Raw genomic sequence first — 17,606 nt, 5'->3', positions numbered from 1 at the left:
GGGCGCAAAAATGCTTGGCTATAATTAGCGACAAAGGAACGCAAGCCAAGCGTTTTGCGTCCTTTTTAGCAACTTGTTATAAGCCGTTTGCAACAATGAGATATATGAATAAGCCGAAAAACAATCCTAATGCTACGACAATGAAATACGTACCCTTTTAATATGACTGTCTAAACCTTCATGGTACAGGGGAAATTTTTAGGGTTACCAAACAACATACCCCAATACTGATCTTGGTAGCTTAGGTATTCAACTAGCCTATTTTTCCGTTCTTCTGACACCAGAATAAGTCAAAGAAATAATGTCGTGTATGAAAAAGCGCTATTACTTAATTGCGGGATTAATGTACGGAAACGATTTAAATTAAGCTAGTCGCTGGTTCATCAGCGACTAGCTATCTTGTTAGATTAGAATCGGTAAGTAACTGATGCACCGACTGTTTGCGGGTTCACAACGGCCGCATAACCTTGTGGGTAACGGCCACTTGCCGGCTCTTGTGAAGTATATGCCTCTTCATCTAGGGCGTTATTGATGAAGGCACTGATCAACCAATGCTCGGTGTCGTAGGTCATCGATAAACGAGTAATAGTGTAATCACCTGCAATGCGCTCTTCTATGTTTGTTAAGTCACCATAATACTCACCCACATAGTTGGCGCTTAAATTTACTTTTAGGCTATCGGTAAACCAGTGTGAAAGACCTAAACTCGCCGTTAGTTCGGGTGCAGAGTTTAAATCACTGCCAACGGCATCTGGAAAGGCTGATGATTCATCAATGTTAGTTTTTAATAAACCAAAACCACCATGGAGCTGCCACTGCTCTCCAAGCATACTGTAAGCATCGACCTCTAAACCGTAGCTATGAGCATCTTCTACATTCGTGATTCTGCGCGCTGAACTTAATGCTTGATACCCGTTAAAATTGTTGTAAAACACATTAGCGCTAATATTGATGTCGCCATTATCTATTACGCTGCGCGAACCTATTTCATAGGTATTAACCGTTTCTTCGTCGTAGTAGTAGTAATCTTCAGCGGTAAAATCGAGCGCACCGCCCCCTGCGTTATAGCCACGGCGAGCACTGGCAAATAAGGTCGTTTCGTCGCTAACATCATATTGAATCGCTAACTTTGGTAAACGCACTGTGTGTGAATTATCAAGTTGCTCAACGAGCTGATCGCCACGAAACGCCATATTGAAATTACGTAATTGTTCTTCACGCTCAATACGAAGGCCCGCTGTTAGTGTTAATTCTTGGCTTAAGTTAAAGCTTGTTTCGCCATAAACTGCGGTCGATTTACTGCTATCGTCACCGTAGTAGTTTGTTGCCCCCACACTTTCAAATTCTTGGTCGCGATCAAAGTAAGCAAGGCCGATAAACCCGGAGTAAAAGTGGTTGTTTAGCCCAAAGTTGAGCTTGGTATCGACGGTGATATTGCTCTCGTCCATTGATACGTCAGATTCGGCGCTTTCAACTGGCTCGTATGCCTCAAAACTCCATTGATAATCCATGTAAGCAACTAATACGTCTAACGAAAAATCATCATTAATACTGTAATCGACATTTACTTGCGTAGTATCAGAGTCTGTATCCACAATACGTTGATATAGGGGCTTATAATCAAATGGTTCGTCCGCAACAAAGTATTTACGACCGGAGTTCCCCTCTTCACTGTAAGTTGAGTAAGTCAGCTGCACGGCAAGGTCTTTGCTTGGCGTGTAAAGTAATTTAGCGCGCGTACTGCTGGTATTTAACTTGTTTAATTCACGATCAGTTGGGTTTGTTTCGTATACCGACGGGTTTGAAAAAGTTTCGCCATCGACATACTGAGTTGATAAGCGAAATGCTAATACATCCTCTACTAATGCTCCCGATACCACTGCGGCAGTATCAAGGTAGCTATCTTGATTGCGATAACCTACGCGTACTGCCCCTTCAAAATCCTGAGTTGGCGCTTTCGTTGTCATGTACACCGCACCTGCGATGCTATTGCGACCATTGCTAGTTGATTGCGGCCCCCGGTAAACCTCAATTTGCTCTACATCCCAAAGGCCGGTATCACCCGTTAAGTCAGCAACAAAGGGTTGGCTTACACCATCAATTAACGTTGAAACACGGGCTTTTGAACCTCCGCTAAATGAGTTAAAACCGGTTGCCCCACCATTACCAGACACCCCTCGCATATCAGGCACCGAACCCGTTAACACCACCACGTTTGCCATTTCTGAGAGCGCTTCGGATATAGACGCAAGCTGGCCGTTTTCTAGTCGCGCCTTATCAACAACCGCCACCGACGACATGGTTTCTTTAAGAGACTTTTCCGTTTTTTCACCGGTAACAACAATAGTGTCCATTGATTCTCGACTGCTTTGCTCGTCGTCAGCCCAAGCCGAGCCTTGAGCAACAAGTAACGATGCAAAAATAACCTTGGTTATTGTGTTGAGTTTTAATGCAGTAGCCAATGTCCTTTCCCCGTAAGAGATTATTAGAATTAAACAAATCGAGCTTGATAAAAAGCGCGAGGAAATTAACACAGGCTTAATGATATTGCAATTGAGTTTAGTTATCATTTACAATACGATGTAAAATAAATTCTAACTCTCATTTTATGCTCATTTTCACCGTTACTTTACTCAATGTTTTCGCTGTCAGCACTTTTTACTGCACCAGAAAACAACAGCGATTTTTAAAAAAACCGATAAAAAAACATTGGCGATTACTATCGTTTGCATTAATAGCGTGTGCACTAACACTTGCCTTTGTGCAGCTATCAGCCACAGCAGCTGTGTTCTACATAATCTTTAGCGTGATGCTTATGCTAATGCTGATCCCTTTTATTAGCCTGCTGCAAACAAAGGGTAATTCATGAAAAACTCATCAAAGCGCCAACCAACGTGGTTAGGTAAAACGCTAGCCGGTGCCTTTTTAGGGTTGGCACTGTCATTTATATTCATTGCTTTTTTTGCTTGGTATGGCCCTGGAGGCATTGAAGCTCGAGATAAAGTGCAATTTAACATGTGGATGATCACCCCTATTTGGCTAACCATTTTTAGTTTTAGCTATTTGTTCAACTCTGCAAAGCAAGCTTGGCTTGTCCTTGGCAGCTTAACTGTGCTGCTTTATGGCGTATTTTTCATGCTAAGGAACGCACTATGAAAGTAAGATCGGATATTTTACGCACCTATCAAGGTGTACATACATGGACGGGCATTATTGCTGGCTTAGTGCTGTTTATTGGTTTTTATGCCGGCAGCCTGACCATGTTTAAACACGAAATACAACGGTGGGCTGCACCGGTTACCGCGCCTAAAGTAACCAGTTCTGATTATGACTACCAAAAACTGGTAGATACGGTATTAAGTGTGCGTGGTGAACAACTTGCTAAAGGCTTTAACCTAGACTTACATACCCAAGACGCGCCTCTTTCTTGGTATATCAAAGGCAGTGCCCGTGGCATGGAGCTTGATAAACAGCTCAACTACGCCCACCTCAATGCTGATGGCACATTAAACGTTGGCGCGCAAACTGAAAACGAACTTGGCGATTTAATTGATTACTTACATCGCACAGCAGGCTTTATTGGTGAAATTGGCCATGACCAATCAGGGGTTTATATTCTAGGTATTGCCAGTGTGTTGTATTTTTTAGCTTTGGTCTCTGGGGTCATTATTTTACTGCCAACACTCGTTAAAACCTTTTTTGCATTGCGTAAAGAAAAAGGGCCAAGCCGGTTTTGGCTCGACAGTCATAACCTTGTGGGGATTGCCAGCTTACCGTTTCATTTAGTCATAGCCTTCACTGTGGTGGTGTTTGCATTTCATGATTTTATTTACGGCGGCTTAGCGCAATTTTATGATGATAAACCGCTTTTTCAGCGCCCTACTCCCGCTGCGCAAAGTTTTCACATTGACAACTTACCTAGTATCGACGAGCAAGTGCTTGCAGCTAAAAGCTATGCGCCTGGCTATGAGCCTATCCACATTCGCTACAGTAATTTAAATTCCGCTTCGCCCTCTGCGGTGTTTATGATGAGTAACAACAATGCGGTTGTGCGCGGCCCAGATACTGACTATTTATTTATGAACCCGTACACCTTAGAGGTCGTTAACTCAAGCTATCCACAAGGCGAAGATGCAGTGTGGGGTAATATGGTGGCCAGTATTTTCTCACTCCACTTTGGCACCTATGGTGGAGAATGGGGGCGCTGGGGTTACTTTATAATGGGCTTACTTGGAGCATTTTTGTTCTATTCAGGCAATTTATTATGGATAGATAAGCGCTTCAAAAAAGATCCCAACAAACGCAGTACGTTGTTTATGGCAAAACTCACTATGGGTGTTTGTTTAGGGTCGATGATTGCCGTTGCTTTCACGTTAGTTGCAGCTAAATGGCTACCTACATTTGTTGCTAACACAAACTACGCCAGTCTATACAGTTACTACGCCGCCTTTTTTGCTTTTGTGATATATAGCTTCATAAAACCTGTACAAAAGGCAACGACGGTTGGCCTTTATTTACTCGCGAGTTTGTGTGCATTAATGGTGTTATCAACGCTAGTGAAACTTGCACTAAATGACGGGAATACGCTCTTCTACTCAAGCTATACGGTTGATATCGTCGCCGCTATTTTTGCTGTTATTTTCTTTAAAATGTCGAAACATCAGCAGCAAAAACAGGCCACACAAAGCATCATGCCAGCCTTTGAACAGGTTAGCCAAACTTAAGCACTCCTAGCATGGGTATCAGAGCGATTTGATACCCACCCTTTTGCCTTATCCACGATTCGCTCCCGTTTAATGAAAGCATTTCTTGCCCTATAAAACAGCAGTAATAACAAGTGATGGTGTCAGGTCTTGCATGGTGCAAAGTGCTTGTTCCCAACGTTCGCTTGTAGCACGTCAACGAAGTTAAAAATAAATATGTGGAGTAAATTGAAACCAACTAAAGTGGCATGCACCAAAAGCGCGAAGATAATTCACTATTCGCGGTAGTACACTCGCATGTAATGCCTAAGCGGTGAGCCTTTTGAGCATTCTGGTAGTGCGCACTTCCCCAACCAGAGTTGGTGCGCATCATAGTTTTGCCTGTAGGATACATCTTGACCCAGCCGAAAAGGATACTGTAACCTTGGCTTATCACTTCTAAGGAGATTGCGCCAACATGAACAACTAAACCTGTCATCCATTTCTTATTTTCTTTTTGGATTTACAGGGTTAGTAGGCGTAGCTCATATTCCGATATGTCTGTACAAGCGCATTATGTATTTTGCCCATTGGCAAAAAGCGTATAGTGGTATTAATCACCTCTCTAAGATAGCTAGCTGCGACTGTTGCCCCTTTCATACAGGAGGCACTTTATGCCATTACTACAGGCTTACAATATAAGTTATCAATTGGATAACGGCGATTTTCTCTTTCAGCAACTGTCATGTTCACTGTCTAATAAGCGTGTTGGCTTAGTTGGCCGTAACGGTGTTGGAAAATCAATACTCGCGTCAATTTTAAGTGGTGAACAACAACCATCAAGTGGGGCTGTTGCTTTGCCTCAATCAGTGGCGGTGTATCATCAGCAGCCACCCCCGCTATTATCTAGCGAACTGACGATTGCTCAGTTCTTGGGTAAAGACCAGGTGCTTAAAGCGATAAAGCAGGTTGAGTCGGGTGATTGTTCACAGCATTGGTTTGATATAATAAAGGAACAATGGGACTTGCCCTCAAAACTCACTCGGCAATTAAAAGAGCAAGGCTTACCAACAGATGTAGATTTTCCATGCGCTCAACTCAGTGGTGGGCAATTCGCCCGTTTAAAGCTTTGGCAGTTGTTTGCAAGCAATGTTGAATTACTCATACTTGATGAGCCATCCAATCACCTAGATGTGCAGGCTAAACACTGGTTAATTCAGTCTATGCGCGCCTTCAAAGGGGCAATTTTACTTGTCAGTCATGAGCGAAAGTTACTGCACGAAATGGACGAAATTTGGCAGCTTTCAGAGCTTGGGTTACAGGTATTTGGCGGCAACTATACTCTGTACGCCGAACAAAAAAGGGCCGAGTTACAAGCGCTTGAACGAAAACTGGCAAGCGTTGATAAACAAAAAAAGCAGTTACAATTACAAACGCAGAAAAACCGTGAAAAGGCAGAGCAAAGAGCGGCTCAAGGTACGCAGTTACGAAAGAATGGCAGTCAGCCCAAAGTATTGCTTGATGCTAAAAAAGACAAAGCAACGGCACAGGCAGCTAATCGAACTAAAAATGAGCAGCTTCGTCGAACTCATTTAGCCAATACAGAGCGCTCACTCAAGGCACACAAAGAGTCACAGAGAAGCCAAAAACTCTATTTAGGGCATACCCCTATTCGCTCACGTAAAGTCATTTCAATGCGTCAAGGCGTATTGCCGTTTGGTCGCACCGAGCCTATCTCATTTCAAGCATACGCTCATGATAAGATTTATCTGGCAGGTAAAAACGGCAGTGGTAAATCAACGCTTCTGAAAACACTATTGGGCGAAATTTCTCTCCAGCAAGGCGAGCTGCAACTCAATACCCCATTATATTACCTTGACCAACATTTTGGAGTGATTCGAGGGGATTTATCGCTACTCGATAACCTTGTAACACTTTGCGGTGGTCTTATGGAGAGTGATGCCAGAATATTACTAGCGGGCGTTGGTTTTAGTCGCGATAATGTATTTCGTCTTGGCCACATGCTTAGTGGCGGTGAGAAGATGAAGTTAGCCATGCTTATTGTTAGTCACCAGGCGGCGCACCCTTTTTTACTGCTCGATGAGCCTGATAATCACCTCGACCTTGAGTCAAAACTTATGCTGGCCCAAGCGCTTAATCAATACCCTGGAGGCTTTATTCTCGTTAGCCATGATGAGGACTTCGTTCGTGAATCAGGGGTTCAGATGCAAATCGATATTTAACTTGTATAACTGCCATCTAGAAACGAACTATATCGTCCATGGGATTAAACGAGCTATCTGCCATGGGCGGTATGCCCTCTTTCACCCCACGGAAATAACTATTTATACACCATATTCCTTGGGTTTCTCCTATAGTCAGGAAAACGACCCATTGGGTCGTTTTGTCGTGTCCACGGTTAGAGCAATATCGCCTAACTTCAATGCTGGTAAGTACTTCTTAAATTTGCTATTACTGGTCTAAGGACAAAAACGAGAATGATTGCGGCAGAAAAACGACCCAATCGCTCGATATTAAATTGTTAAATGCCACTAAACATCAACATTAGGAGTAATAAATGGCAAAAGTAGTAAGCTTTATTAATTTGAAAGGTGGAGTTGGTAAAACCACTACAACAGTTAATATTGCAGCCAATCTTGCTGATGATGGATATAAAGTCTTAGTAATAGATTTAGACCCACAGACAAATGCAACCGTTTCACTAATCAATCAGGAAGAATGGCAAGAGTGCCATGATAGCGGACAGACTTTATATCATTTGTTCAATGACATGCTAAAAGGTGAAGACAGATTTGATATAAATGATGCAGTAATTCAAAATGTTGGTGGTTTAAATGACTTAGATCTAATTCCTTCAAGCATTCATTTGGTAGAAATTCAAGATGATATACCTGATATGGACAACAAGGCATATGTAAGCCATGTTGATGTCTTGGGGAACACAATCGAGAGCATTAAAAACGACTATGACTTTATTCTCATAGATTGCCCGCCAAACCTTGGAGCCATAACATTAAACGGAATTAGCATAAGCGATTATTACGTTGTTCCAACTGTCCCAGATATTCTGTCAAAGATTGGTATCAGCTTAATATTGAATAGAATTAATAATTTCAAAAAGAGAAAGCATAGCTGCAAAATTGATTTGGCTGGAATCATCTTTACTAAGGTAGACAATCGTACAAACTTACACAAATCGACGATGCGTGAGCTGCGGTCTGGTGATCATCGAGGAAGTGTCTTTGAATCCGAGTTTCCTCAAAGAATTTCTGTTGCTGAAGCGCCCGTCGATTCTAAGCCTTTCTTAACATCTCCAACTGCACGAGGAAAAGCAGATTTTCATGCTACAAAGCGTATAATTTCTTCACTAACTGAAGAGTTTTTATACCGTATTGGAGGTGATGAATGAGCAATATTACAAAGAAAGATATTGAAACGTTTGGGAAAGTCTTAGCCGAAATAGGTATAGCTCTAGAAGAGAACCCTAGCATCCTACTTGATGTACTTATCAGCACAAACAAAAGTGCTAAACCAAAAGAAGACAAGGAAGAAGTTGGCGACAAGGCAAAAACCCTAAACATCTTCGATGAATTTAAAGATAAAAAGAAAAGCGAAATTGAATCTGAGCTATCATCCTTTAACAAGGAAGAGTTAAAGTTCATAATCAAGAGTTTCAGTTTAGGAAACACGAAACTGAATTCAGTTCCTAAATTAGCCGAATTCATTGCTGATCAAGTTTCTAAACGAACAAAGGATGTCTTTATCAACCAAGAATAAGCATTTAACAATTGCGTCCAGGCGACCGCCTTCGGCGGCGCCTGACGCAAGCGTTAGTTGTTATTCGTTTGCGAAAATATTTCACCATATTGTCGAATTTAGGTCGGTCTAATCGACTATCCATTGACGCCATATTATGGGCCGGACTGTTTAGTTTTTAACCATTCAATGGAGTCGATATGAAAATTGTTATTGAAACAGAAGTACAAGCACCACTGGCCACTGTTTGGGATACTTGGGTCACTCCCAATGATATAACAAACTGGAACTTTGCTATAGACGATTGGTGTTGTCCTAGAGCAGAGGTAAATCTGGAAGTTGGTGGTAATTTCAATTACAGGATGGAAGCAAAAGACAGCTCGAAGGGATTCGATTTTGAAGGTACATTTACCAAAATTGAATCAAACGAATCGATTCATTTTAAGCTTGGTGATAACCGTGTTGTGATAGTTGAGTTCATAGAAACAATCAATGGCGTTTAGGTCGTAGAAACCTTTGAGGCATAAGATGAGAATTCCGCTGAGCAGCAAAAACAAGGTTGGCAAAGTCTCCTCCACAACTTCAAAAAACACGTTGAAAACAAAAGCAACTAACAAGGTGCTGCTGACAAACAAATTTACCGCCGAGCGCGGCGGTCGCGACCGCATCAGCTAGCCACTACGAGCCGAAAGTTCACACTAGCCTTGGCAATATAACCAAAAAAGCGAGCCTCTAAGGGGCTCGCTTTTTTTAGATAAGTGCTAGAACCTAGCTGCTGCCGGTTTTGGCGCGCCGTGTTCTCCAGCGGTTATTCCTTCTTGCCGGGCCTTTCGCTTGGGGTGACTCGCCATCGCGCCCTTTGGGTTTATTAGCACCGCCTTGCTCTTTACCTTGCTGCGGCGCTTTACCCTGCTTCGGCGCACTCGCCGCTTTTTTTGCGTGCGAAAGCTTCTTTTTCACTGCTTGCTTAGCGGTGTTGCCTGGCTGCTCAGCTTTGGCTGCTTTCGGCTTTTTGGGTTTTTTAGGCTTTTTCGGCGCCCGCAATGTGCTTGGTGCCACCTCATTCGTGGGCTCAAAACCCGTGATGGTTTGCCGTGGCAATAATTCTTGAATAAGGTTTTCAATGCCGTTTAAGTCTTTTGCTTCATCGGCTGTGACAAATGAGATAGCCAACCCTGAGGCCCCTGCCCGACCGGTTCGTCCGATACGGTGAACATAGTCTTCGGCAACATTGGGCAAGTCAAAGTTGATCACACAAGGAAGCTGGTCAATATCAATGCCGCGCGCGGCGATATCGGTGGCCACCAGAACTTTAATACTGCCGTCTTTAAATCCGGCCAACGCTTTGGTTCTGGCGCCTTGGCTCTTGTTGCCATGAATCGCGGCAGAGTGAATGCCACGCTTTTCCAAATTAGTGGCAATGCGATTCGCGCCATGCTTGGTGCGGCTAAACACCAACACCTGCTGCCAATCATTTTCTTTAATTAAATGACTTAGCAGCGCTGTTTTACGCGATTTATCCACTGGGTAAACCCACTGCTCTATGGTTTTTGCCGTGGTATTGGCAGGCACCACAGAAATCTCTAGCGGCTGGTGGACTATGGTTTTCGCCAATTCACGGATCTCGTCCGAGAAGGTCGCCGAGTACAGGAGGTTTTGTCGTTTCGGCGGCAATAACTTAATAATGCGGCGAATATCGTGGATAAAGCCCATATCTAACATGCGGTCGGCTTCATCAAGCACCAGCATTTCCAGTTGCTCAAATTTAATGGCATTTTGCTGATACAAATCCATTAACCGTCCGGGCGTGGCCACGAGAATATCGGCCCCGCGACGCAGTTGCATCATTTGCGGGTTAATTTTAACGCCGCCAAAGGCCACGCAATAGCTCAGCGCTAACTCTTTACCATACGTGGCGACACTGGCGCCGACCTGAGCGGCCAGCTCACGGGTAGGAGCAAGCACTAAAGCTCGCACGTTATTACCGCGAGCACGCTGCCCTTTACTTAATATTTCTAGCATCGGCAAGGTAAAACCCGCCGTTTTACCGGTGCCAGTTTGCGCTGCGGCCATCACATCGTGGCCGGATAAAACCGCAGGAATGCCTTGCGCCTGTATTGGTGAAGGATGCTGGTAGCCTTGGCGTTCGATCGCTTGAAGTAGTTTAGGTTGTAGTTTTAAGTCACTGAATTGGATGGTGTCTTCGGTTTTGATGGTGTTGTTCGCTGATGGTACTTGCTGTTCGGTCATATAAACTCGGTATACATGGCGAAACAAGCTTAAACCCGATTGCATCACCAAAAAATTAAAAAGGCGTAGCGACTTGCTACACAGGCGTAAAGAGCGTCAGCGCAATGGCGCCTCAAGGTATGCTCTTTACTGATCACGCTGCCATCATAACACACTCTGGGGTAATACAGTGCATGGCAAAAAAAGAAAGCGTAGATCCGGTGCTCGCTCCCGTTGGCATTTCCCCTACTCACTTGTAACTGAGCATCAGTGCAGCCATAAAAAAACCCGCTCAAGGCGGGTTTTTAGTCACTCACTAGCAGAGCTTACCAACCGGTTTTCTCTTTTAGTGCGTTGCCAATTTCAGCAAGTGAACGTACAGTTTGTACGCCCGCTGCTTCTAAGGCTGCAAATTTCTCGTCAGCAGTACCTTTACCGCCTGCGATAATCGCACCAGCGTGACCCATACGTTTGCCTGGAGGTGCAGTTACACCGGCAATGTATGAAACAACGGGCTTAGTGACGTTGTCTTTGATGTACGCAGCCGCTTCTTCTTCAGCTGTACCGCCGATCTCACCGATCATTACGATAGCTTCGGTTTGCGGATCTTTTTCGAACATCTCTAGTACGTCGATGAAGTTAGTACCAGGAATTGGGTCACCACCGATACCAACACATGAAGATTGACCAAAGCCAGCGTCAGTTGTTTGCTTAACGGCTTCATAAGTCAAAGTACCAGAACGTGATACGATGCCCACTTTACCAGGCTTGTGGATGTGACCAGGCATGATACCAATCTTAGACTCACCCGGAGTGATTACACCTGGGCAGTTAGGACCAATCATACGCACGCCAGTTTCATCAAGCTTAACTTTAACGTCAACCATGTCTAGCGTTGGGATACCTTCAGTGATACAAACGATTAGCTCGATGCCCGCATCGATCGCTTCTAGGATTGCATCTTTACAGAAAGGCGCTGGTACGTAGATAACAGAAGCCGTTGCGCCTGTTTCTTCAACAGCGTCACGTACAGTGTTAAATACCGGCAGACCTAGGTGCGTTTGACCACCTTTACCTGGTGATACACCACCAACCATCTGCGTACCGTATTCGATTGCTTGCTCAGAGTGGAACGTACCCTGACCACCAGTGAAACCTTGGCAGATTACCTTAGTGTCTTTATTAATTAGTACAGACATTATTTGCCCTCCGCAGCAGCAACAACTTTTTCAGCTGCGTCTGTTAGAGATTCTGCAGCAATGATGTCTAGACCTGAGTTAGCAAGAACGTCACGGCCTAGTTCAGCGTTAGTACCTTCAAGACGTACAACTACAGGTACGTTTACGCCAACTTCTTTAACCGCACCGATAATACCTTCTGCGATCATGTCACAACGTACGATACCGCCGAAGATGTTAACAAGTACTGCTTTAACATTGTCATCAGAAAGGATGATCTTAAATGCTTCAGCAACGCGCTCTTTAGTTGCACCGCCGCCCACATCTAGGAAGTTAGCTGGCTTGCCGCCGTGTAGGTTAACGATGTCCATAGTACCCATCGCAAGACCCGCACCATTTACCATGCAGCCTACAGTACCGTCTAGCGCTACGTAGTTTAGTTCCCACTGTGCTGCGTGTGCTTCACGCTCGTCTTCTTGCGAAGGATCGTGCATCGCGCGGATTTTAGGCTGACGATATAGTGCGTTGCCATCAACACCGATTTTACCGTCTAGGCAGTGTAGGTTGCCTTCGTCAGTGATAACCAGTGGGTTGATTTCAAGTAGCGCGAAATCGTGATCGATAAACATGTTGCCAAGACCCATGAAGATCTTAACGAACTGCTTAAGTTGAGTTGGGTTCAAGCCAAGTTTGAAAGCAAGCTCACGGCCTTGGTAAGCCTGAGGACCTACAAGTGGGTCGATCTCAGCTTTGTGGATAAGCTCTGGCGTTTCTTCAGCAACAGTTTCGATTTCAACACCGCCTTCGGTAGACGCCATGAAAACAACTTTACGTGAAGCGCGGTCGACAACAGCACCAAGGTAGAGTTCGTTTGCAATGTCAGTGCAGCTTTCAACAAGGATCTTTGCAACAGGCTGACCATTTTCGTCAGTTTGGAAAGTTACTAGGTTTTTACCTAGCCAGTTCTGTGCAAACTCTTTGATTTCTTGTTTGCTGTCAGCAAGTTTTACACCGCCCGCTTTACCACGGCCACCGGCGTGAACCTGACATTTAACAACCCATTTATCACCGCCGATTTTATCAGCAGCTTCAGCAGCTTCTTGAGGTGTGTCACATGCGTAACCTTCAGAAACTGGTAAACCATATTCGGCAAAAAGTTGTTTTGCCTGATACTCATGCAAATTCATGATGCTTTATCCAATTTTTTGTACTAAAAGAGCTGAATAAATATGCAATTTACCCAACCATCCCAAATTGCGCACCTAGTATAGATCCCATGGCTATGCTTGAAAACCCTAGTGGGACTAAAGGCGGCAAAAAAAAGCTGCGGCGCGGGCCACAGCTTAATTTTTATTCATTCTCGATGTTTATACATCAAGTAGAAGACGTGTTGGATCTTCTAACATCTCTTTAATGGTCACTAAGAAGCCAACAGACTCTTTACCATCGATTTGGCGGTGGTCATAAGACAGGGCCAAATACATCATAGGTAGAATCTCAACTTTGCCATTCACCGCCATAGGACGTTCTTGGATTTTGTGCATACCCAAGATTGAAGACTGTGGCAAGTTGATGATTGGCGTTGATAGTAGTGAGCCAAATACACCACCGTTGGTGATAGTGAAGTTACCACCGGTCATGTCTTCAACCGTTAGCTTACCATCACGGCCTTTAAGCGCTAGTTCGCGAATACCGGCTTCGATTTCTGCAACCGACAGCTTGTCACAATCGCGTAGTACTGGCGTTACCAAGCCACGCGGTGTTGATACCGCAATGCTGATATCGAAGTAGTTGTGATAAACGATGTCGTCGCCATCGATTGATGCGTTCACATCTGGGAAGCGTTTAAGCGCTTCTACTACCGCTTTAACATAGAACGACATGAAGCCTAAACGGATGCCATGGCGCTCTTCAAAGGCGTCTTTGTATTGCTTACGAAGGTCCATGATTGGCTTCATGTTCACTTCGTTAAAGGTGGTCAACATCGCCGTTGAGTTTTTCGCTTCAAGTAGGCGGTTAGCGATGGTCTTACGCAAACGTGTCATCGGTACGCGTTTTTGCGTGCGGTTACCCACAGGCGCTGACTGAGCATCATCGGCTTTGCTTTCTTGCTTAGCCGGCGCTTGCTTAAGGAACTTGTCTACGTCTTCTTTAGTAACACGACCGTTTTTGCCTGAACCTTTGATTTTTGACGCATCTAGGCCTTTTTCAGCAATGAGGCGGCGTACTGAGGGAGTCAATGCATCACTGGCACTGTCATCACCACTTTGCTCGGCAGCCGGAGCAGACTCTTCTTTGCTACCGCCAGCAGCTTTAGCGCCTACTTTCACTTTACCGATAACTTGCTCGGCTGTGACCGTATCGCCTTCACCGTGAACGTGCTCGCCCATGACACCGTCATCCGGGGCTACCACTTCAAGTACAACTTTGTCAGTTTCGATATCAACCAAGTTCTGGTCGCGGCTTACCGCTTCACCTGGTTGCACATGCCATGTTGCGATGGTGGCATCGGCAACAGATTCAGGAAGTACAGGTACTTTAATATCCACTTCTTTACCTTCGGAAGCACCGCTGTCTTTGGCTGGTGCTGAATCAGCTTTTTCTTCACTTTTAGCGTTATCGTCGCTGCTGTTCTCATCAGCAGCAGGCGCATCGTCGGCTTCGCCAACAATGGCTAGCACTTGCTCAGCAAGTACCGTTGCGCCTTCTTGCTCTTTAATCTCGCTGATCACACCGTCTGCCGGCGCCGCTACTTCAAGTACGACTTTATCGGTTTCGATGTCTACGAGGTTCTGGTCACGACTTACTTTGTCGCCAACACTGACATGCCAAGTTGCAACGGTGGCGTCTGCAACTGACTCAGGAAGAACAGGAACCTTGATTTCTGTGGTCATCTCTTATCCCTTATTTTTTAATGGTAAGCGCGTCAGCGACTAACGCTTGTTGTTCTTTAGTATGTACTGACATGTAACCACATGCCGGTGACGCGGACGCGTTACGTCCTGCATAAGTTAGGTTTGCACCTTGTGGAATTGCCTGCCAGAAATGGTGCTGCGAGCAGTACCATGCACCCTGGTTTTGTGGCTCTTCCTGACACCATACGAAATCTTTCACATGGCTGTAGCGTTCGATAATGTCAGCCATTTCCTGATGCGGGAATGGGTAAAGCTGCTCAACACGCACGATGGCAATGTTATCCAGCTCTTGCTTACGACGCTCTTGCAGCAGCTCGTAGTAAACTTTACCGCTACAGAACACCACGCGCTCAACGTTTTTAGCATCAATATCATCGATTTCGTCGATCATATTGTGGAATACGCCTTCAGATAACTCTTCTAGCGTAGAAACGGCTAACGGGTGACGCAACAATGATTTCGGGGTCATTACAATCAGTGGACGACGTAGTGGACGCACTGATTGACGACGCAACATAGCGTAAACCTGCGCTGGCGTTGACGGCACACACACTTGCATGTTGTGGTCTGCACATAGCTGCAAGAAACGCTCTAGGCGGGCTGAGCTGTGCTCTGGGCCTTGACCTTCGTAGCCATGAGGTAGCAAACAGGTTAAGCCGCATAAACGACCCCATTTTTGTTCGCCTGAGCTTAGGAATTGGTCAAATACTACCTGCGCACCATTGGCGAAATCACCAAACTGCGCTTCCCACATCACCAGTGATGTTGGCTCGGCGGTGGCGTAACCATATTCAAACGCGAGCACGGCTTCTTCCGAGAGCACCGAGTCGTACACTTCAAATTTACCCTGGTCTTCTTTGATGTGTTGCAGCGGTAAATAGGTGGATGCATCTTCTTGATTATGCACCACAGCATGACGGTGGAAGAAGGTACCACGGCCTGAGTCTTGGCCGGTTAGACGAATGTCTGTGCCCTGCTCAACCATAGTGGCATATGCAAGGGTCTCAGCCATACCCCAGTCGAGTTTTTTCTCGCCGGCGGCCATCGCTTTGCGGTCGTCGTAAATCTTTTTAACCCGTGATTGTGCTTGGTGATCTTCTGGGTAAGAAGCCACCTTTTCGCCAAGCTCTTTAAGCTTTTCAACTGGAATATGAGTTTCATACTCGGTATCCCAGTCATGGCCCACGAATTTAGACCAATCAGATGAGTGCTTGGTTTCTGGCTCGATTTCTTCAACCACGCAGTTGCCTTCGTCTAGGCCATTGCGATAGTCATCAGCAAGCTTTTTGATCTCTTTTTCACTCAAGACGCCTTCGCTAACCAGCTGATCAGCATAGATTTGGCGCGGCACTGGGTGCTTTTTGATCTTTTTGTACATCAACGGTTGCGTGGCGCTTGGCTCATCCGCTTCGTTGTGTCCATGACGGCGGTAACACACTAAATCAATAACCACGTCGCGTTTGAACTGATTACGGAAATCAAGTGCAATTTGCGTCACTAAGGCAACCGCTTCAGGGTCGTCGGAGTTAACGTGGAAAATCGGTGACTGCACCATTTTAGCAATGTCGGTACAGTAATCAGTAGAACGTGTGTCGTCTTGCTTAGACGTGGTGAAACCAACTTGGTTATTGACCACGATGCGCACACTGCCGCCTACTTTAAAGGCGTTAGTTTGCGACATATTGAAGGTTTCTTGCACACACCCCTGGCCGGCGATGGCCGAGTCACCGTGAATGGTGATAGGCAGTGCTTTCGAACCACTTTCACAATCTAAACGATCAAGACGAGCGCGTACCGAGCCCATCACCACTGGATTAACAATCTCTAGGTGCGAGGGGTTAAATGCCAAGGCCATGTGTACGCTGCCGCCTTCAGTGGCGAAGTCTGATGAGTAACCCATATGGTATTTCACATCACCAGAGCCCAGCGTGTCATCGTGTTTACCAGCAAACTCATCGAACAGCGCCGATGGGTTTTTACCTAGTACGTTCACTAACACATTTAGACGACCACGGTGGGCCATACCAATAACCGCTTCTTGTTGACCACTTTCACCGGCGCGGTGAATCAGCTCTTTAAGCATTGGCACTAAGGCGTCGCCACCTTCCAATGAGAAGCGTTTGGCACCTGGGAATTTCGAGCCTAGGTACTTTTCAAGACCATCGGCCGCAATCAAGCCTTTAAGAATGCGCTGCTTGGTTTTGCTATCGAATTGAGGGCGTGCTTGAACCGATTCTAAGCGTTGCTGTAGCCAACGTTTTTCTTCGGTAGATGTGATGTGCATGTACTCGGCACCGATGGAACCACAATAGGTTGCCTTCAATGCTTTGTATAAGTCACCCAGTTTCATCATTTCGCCGCCGGCGGCAAACGAACCTACATAAAACTCAGTGTCAAAATCGTCTTCAGAAAGACCGTGGAAGTCTAACTCCAAATCGCGAACGCGTTCACGTTTCCAAATCCCGAGTGGGTCAAGATTCGCGTTTTGGTGACCACGGAATCGAAAAGCATTTATTAGTTGCAATACTTTGATCTGTTTGGGGTCACCCTGACCACCTTCTGCAACAACTACTTCGCGATGTTTATTTTTTGCCAGCTTGGCGAACTCAGCTCTTACTTGTGAATGCTTAGTTTCTACATCCACCCCTTCCACTTTGGGAAGTTGCTCGAACACTTCACGCCATTCTTCTGGCACTGAAGTCACATCATCAAGATATGCTTCATAAAGCTCCTCAACATAGGCAACGTTACCGCCGTACAGATGAGAAGACTCTAGCCATGCCTTCATCACACCATCGTGCATTTATAAGCCCTTTTATCTAGCG

13 protein-coding genes are annotated in these 17,606 nt (G+C 45.3%); 7 read left to right on the top strand and 6 right to left on the bottom strand.

The features are described 5' to 3' along the window. Window positions 1–407: 407 nt before the first annotated feature. A complete protein-coding gene (locus EXT46_RS13440; RefSeq protein ID WP_130147860.1) occupies window positions 408–2,462 on the bottom strand; it encodes a TonB-dependent receptor in 2,055 nt (684 codons plus the stop codon). Window positions 2,463–2,865: 403 nt separating this feature from the next. On the opposite strand from EXT46_RS13440, the gene EXT46_RS13435 reads away from it, so the two are divergent. From EXT46_RS13435 to EXT46_RS19050, 7 genes are all read left to right on the top strand, one after another. Continuing rightward, window positions 2,866–3,156, top strand: a complete 291-nt coding sequence (locus EXT46_RS13435; protein ID WP_130147858.1) for a hypothetical protein — start codon at window positions 2,866–2,868, stop codon at window positions 3,154–3,156. Continuing rightward, the gene (locus tag EXT46_RS13430; protein WP_130147856.1) at window positions 3,153–4,724 is read left to right on the top strand and encodes a PepSY-associated TM helix domain-containing protein; all 1,572 of its coding nucleotides are present in this window, start codon (window positions 3,153–3,155) and stop codon (window positions 4,722–4,724) included. Before EXT46_RS13435 ends, EXT46_RS13430 begins: the two co-directional genes overlap by 4 nt. Window positions 4,725–5,356: 632 nt before the next feature. Beyond that, window positions 5,357–6,925 carry an ATP-binding cassette domain-containing protein gene (locus EXT46_RS13425; protein ID WP_130147854.1) on the top strand — a complete coding sequence of 523 codons (1,569 nt, stop codon included), beginning with the start codon at window positions 5,357–5,359 and terminating at the stop codon, window positions 6,923–6,925. Window positions 6,926–7,260: 335 nt separating this feature from the next. Beyond that, window positions 7,261–8,112 carry an AAA family ATPase gene (locus EXT46_RS13420; protein WP_130147852.1) on the top strand — a complete coding sequence of 284 codons (852 nt, stop codon included), beginning with the start codon at window positions 7,261–7,263 and terminating at the stop codon, window positions 8,110–8,112. Beyond that, window positions 8,109–8,480 (top strand): hypothetical protein, encoded by a 372-nt coding sequence (locus tag EXT46_RS13415; protein ID WP_130147850.1) that lies wholly within the window; start codon window positions 8,109–8,111, stop codon window positions 8,478–8,480. The genes EXT46_RS13420 and EXT46_RS13415 overlap by 4 nt, the downstream gene beginning before the upstream one ends. Before the next feature lie 179 nt (window positions 8,481–8,659). Further along, window positions 8,660–8,962 (top strand): SRPBCC domain-containing protein, encoded by a 303-nt coding sequence (locus tag EXT46_RS13410; protein ID WP_240701136.1) that lies wholly within the window; start codon window positions 8,660–8,662, stop codon window positions 8,960–8,962. 25 nt (window positions 8,963–8,987) lie between these two features. Beyond that, window positions 8,988–9,134: a hypothetical protein gene (locus tag EXT46_RS19050; protein WP_240701135.1), complete on the top strand. Its 147-nt coding sequence runs from the start codon at window positions 8,988–8,990 to the stop codon at window positions 9,132–9,134. A 93-nt stretch (window positions 9,135–9,227) separates the two neighbouring features. Here EXT46_RS19050 and EXT46_RS13405 read toward each other — a convergent pair whose 3' ends face one another. The 5 genes from EXT46_RS13405 to EXT46_RS13385 form a co-directional block, all read right to left on the bottom strand. After that, complete coding sequence (locus EXT46_RS13405) at window positions 9,228–10,655, bottom strand: DEAD/DEAH box helicase (protein WP_130147880.1); 1,428 nt, start codon at window positions 10,653–10,655, stop codon at window positions 9,228–9,230. A 359-nt stretch (window positions 10,656–11,014) separates the two neighbouring features. Beyond that, window positions 11,015–11,887, bottom strand: coding sequence for a succinate--CoA ligase subunit alpha (gene sucD, locus EXT46_RS13400; RefSeq protein ID WP_045978833.1), 873 nt, complete (start codon window positions 11,885–11,887; stop codon window positions 11,015–11,017). Next, on the bottom strand, window positions 11,887–13,053 hold the full coding sequence (gene sucC, locus EXT46_RS13395) for an ADP-forming succinate--CoA ligase subunit beta (RefSeq protein ID WP_022946096.1): 1,167 nt from the start codon (window positions 13,051–13,053) through the stop codon (window positions 11,887–11,889). The genes sucD and sucC overlap by 1 nt, the downstream gene beginning before the upstream one ends. A gap of 180 nt (window positions 13,054–13,233) precedes the next feature. After that, window positions 13,234–14,760, bottom strand: a complete 1,527-nt coding sequence (gene odhB / locus EXT46_RS13390; protein WP_130147848.1) for a 2-oxoglutarate dehydrogenase complex dihydrolipoyllysine-residue succinyltransferase — start codon at window positions 14,758–14,760, stop codon at window positions 13,234–13,236. A 10-nt stretch (window positions 14,761–14,770) separates the two neighbouring features. After that, complete coding sequence (locus EXT46_RS13385; protein WP_130147846.1) at window positions 14,771–17,584, bottom strand: 2-oxoglutarate dehydrogenase E1 component; 2,814 nt, start codon at window positions 17,582–17,584, stop codon at window positions 14,771–14,773. Window positions 17,585–17,606: the final 22 nt, after the last annotated feature.

Source organism: Pseudoalteromonas sp. CO325X (assembly GCF_004208955.1).
Lineage (GTDB): Bacteria > Pseudomonadota > Gammaproteobacteria > Enterobacterales > Alteromonadaceae > Pseudoalteromonas > Pseudoalteromonas ruthenica.
The sequence above is the reverse complement of the archived record's forward strand: the minus strand, read 5'-3'. Positions and strand labels throughout refer to the sequence as shown.

Bases quoted from the DNA above. Each gene is read 5' to 3' on its own strand.
- EXT46_RS13435 (WP_130147858.1), top strand. From the start codon at position 2,866: ATGAAAAACTCATCAAAGCGCCAACCAACGTGGTTAGGTAAAACGCTA.
- EXT46_RS13430 (WP_130147856.1), top strand. From the start codon at position 3,153: ATGAAAGTAAGATCGGATATTTTACGCACCTATCAAGGTGTACATACA.
- EXT46_RS13425 (WP_130147854.1), top strand. From the start codon at position 5,357: ATGCCATTACTACAGGCTTACAATATAAGTTATCAATTGGATAACGGC.
- EXT46_RS13420 (WP_130147852.1), top strand. From the start codon at position 7,261: ATGGCAAAAGTAGTAAGCTTTATTAATTTGAAAGGTGGAGTTGGTAAA.
- EXT46_RS13415 (WP_130147850.1), top strand. From the start codon at position 8,109: ATGAGCAATATTACAAAGAAAGATATTGAAACGTTTGGGAAAGTCTTA.
- EXT46_RS13410 (WP_240701136.1), top strand. From the start codon at position 8,660: ATGAAAATTGTTATTGAAACAGAAGTACAAGCACCACTGGCCACTGTT.
- EXT46_RS19050 (WP_240701135.1), top strand. From the start codon at position 8,988: ATGAGAATTCCGCTGAGCAGCAAAAACAAGGTTGGCAAAGTCTCCTCC.
- sucD (WP_045978833.1), bottom strand. From the start codon at position 11,887: ATGTCTGTACTAATTAATAAAGACACTAAGGTAATCTGCCAAGGTTTC.
- sucC (WP_022946096.1), bottom strand. From the start codon at position 13,053: ATGAATTTGCATGAGTATCAGGCAAAACAACTTTTTGCCGAATATGGT.
- odhB (WP_130147848.1), bottom strand. From the start codon at position 14,760: ATGACCACAGAAATCAAGGTTCCTGTTCTTCCTGAGTCAGTTGCAGAC.
- EXT46_RS13385 (WP_130147846.1), bottom strand. From the start codon at position 17,584: ATGCACGATGGTGTGATGAAGGCATGGCTAGAGTCTTCTCATCTGTAC.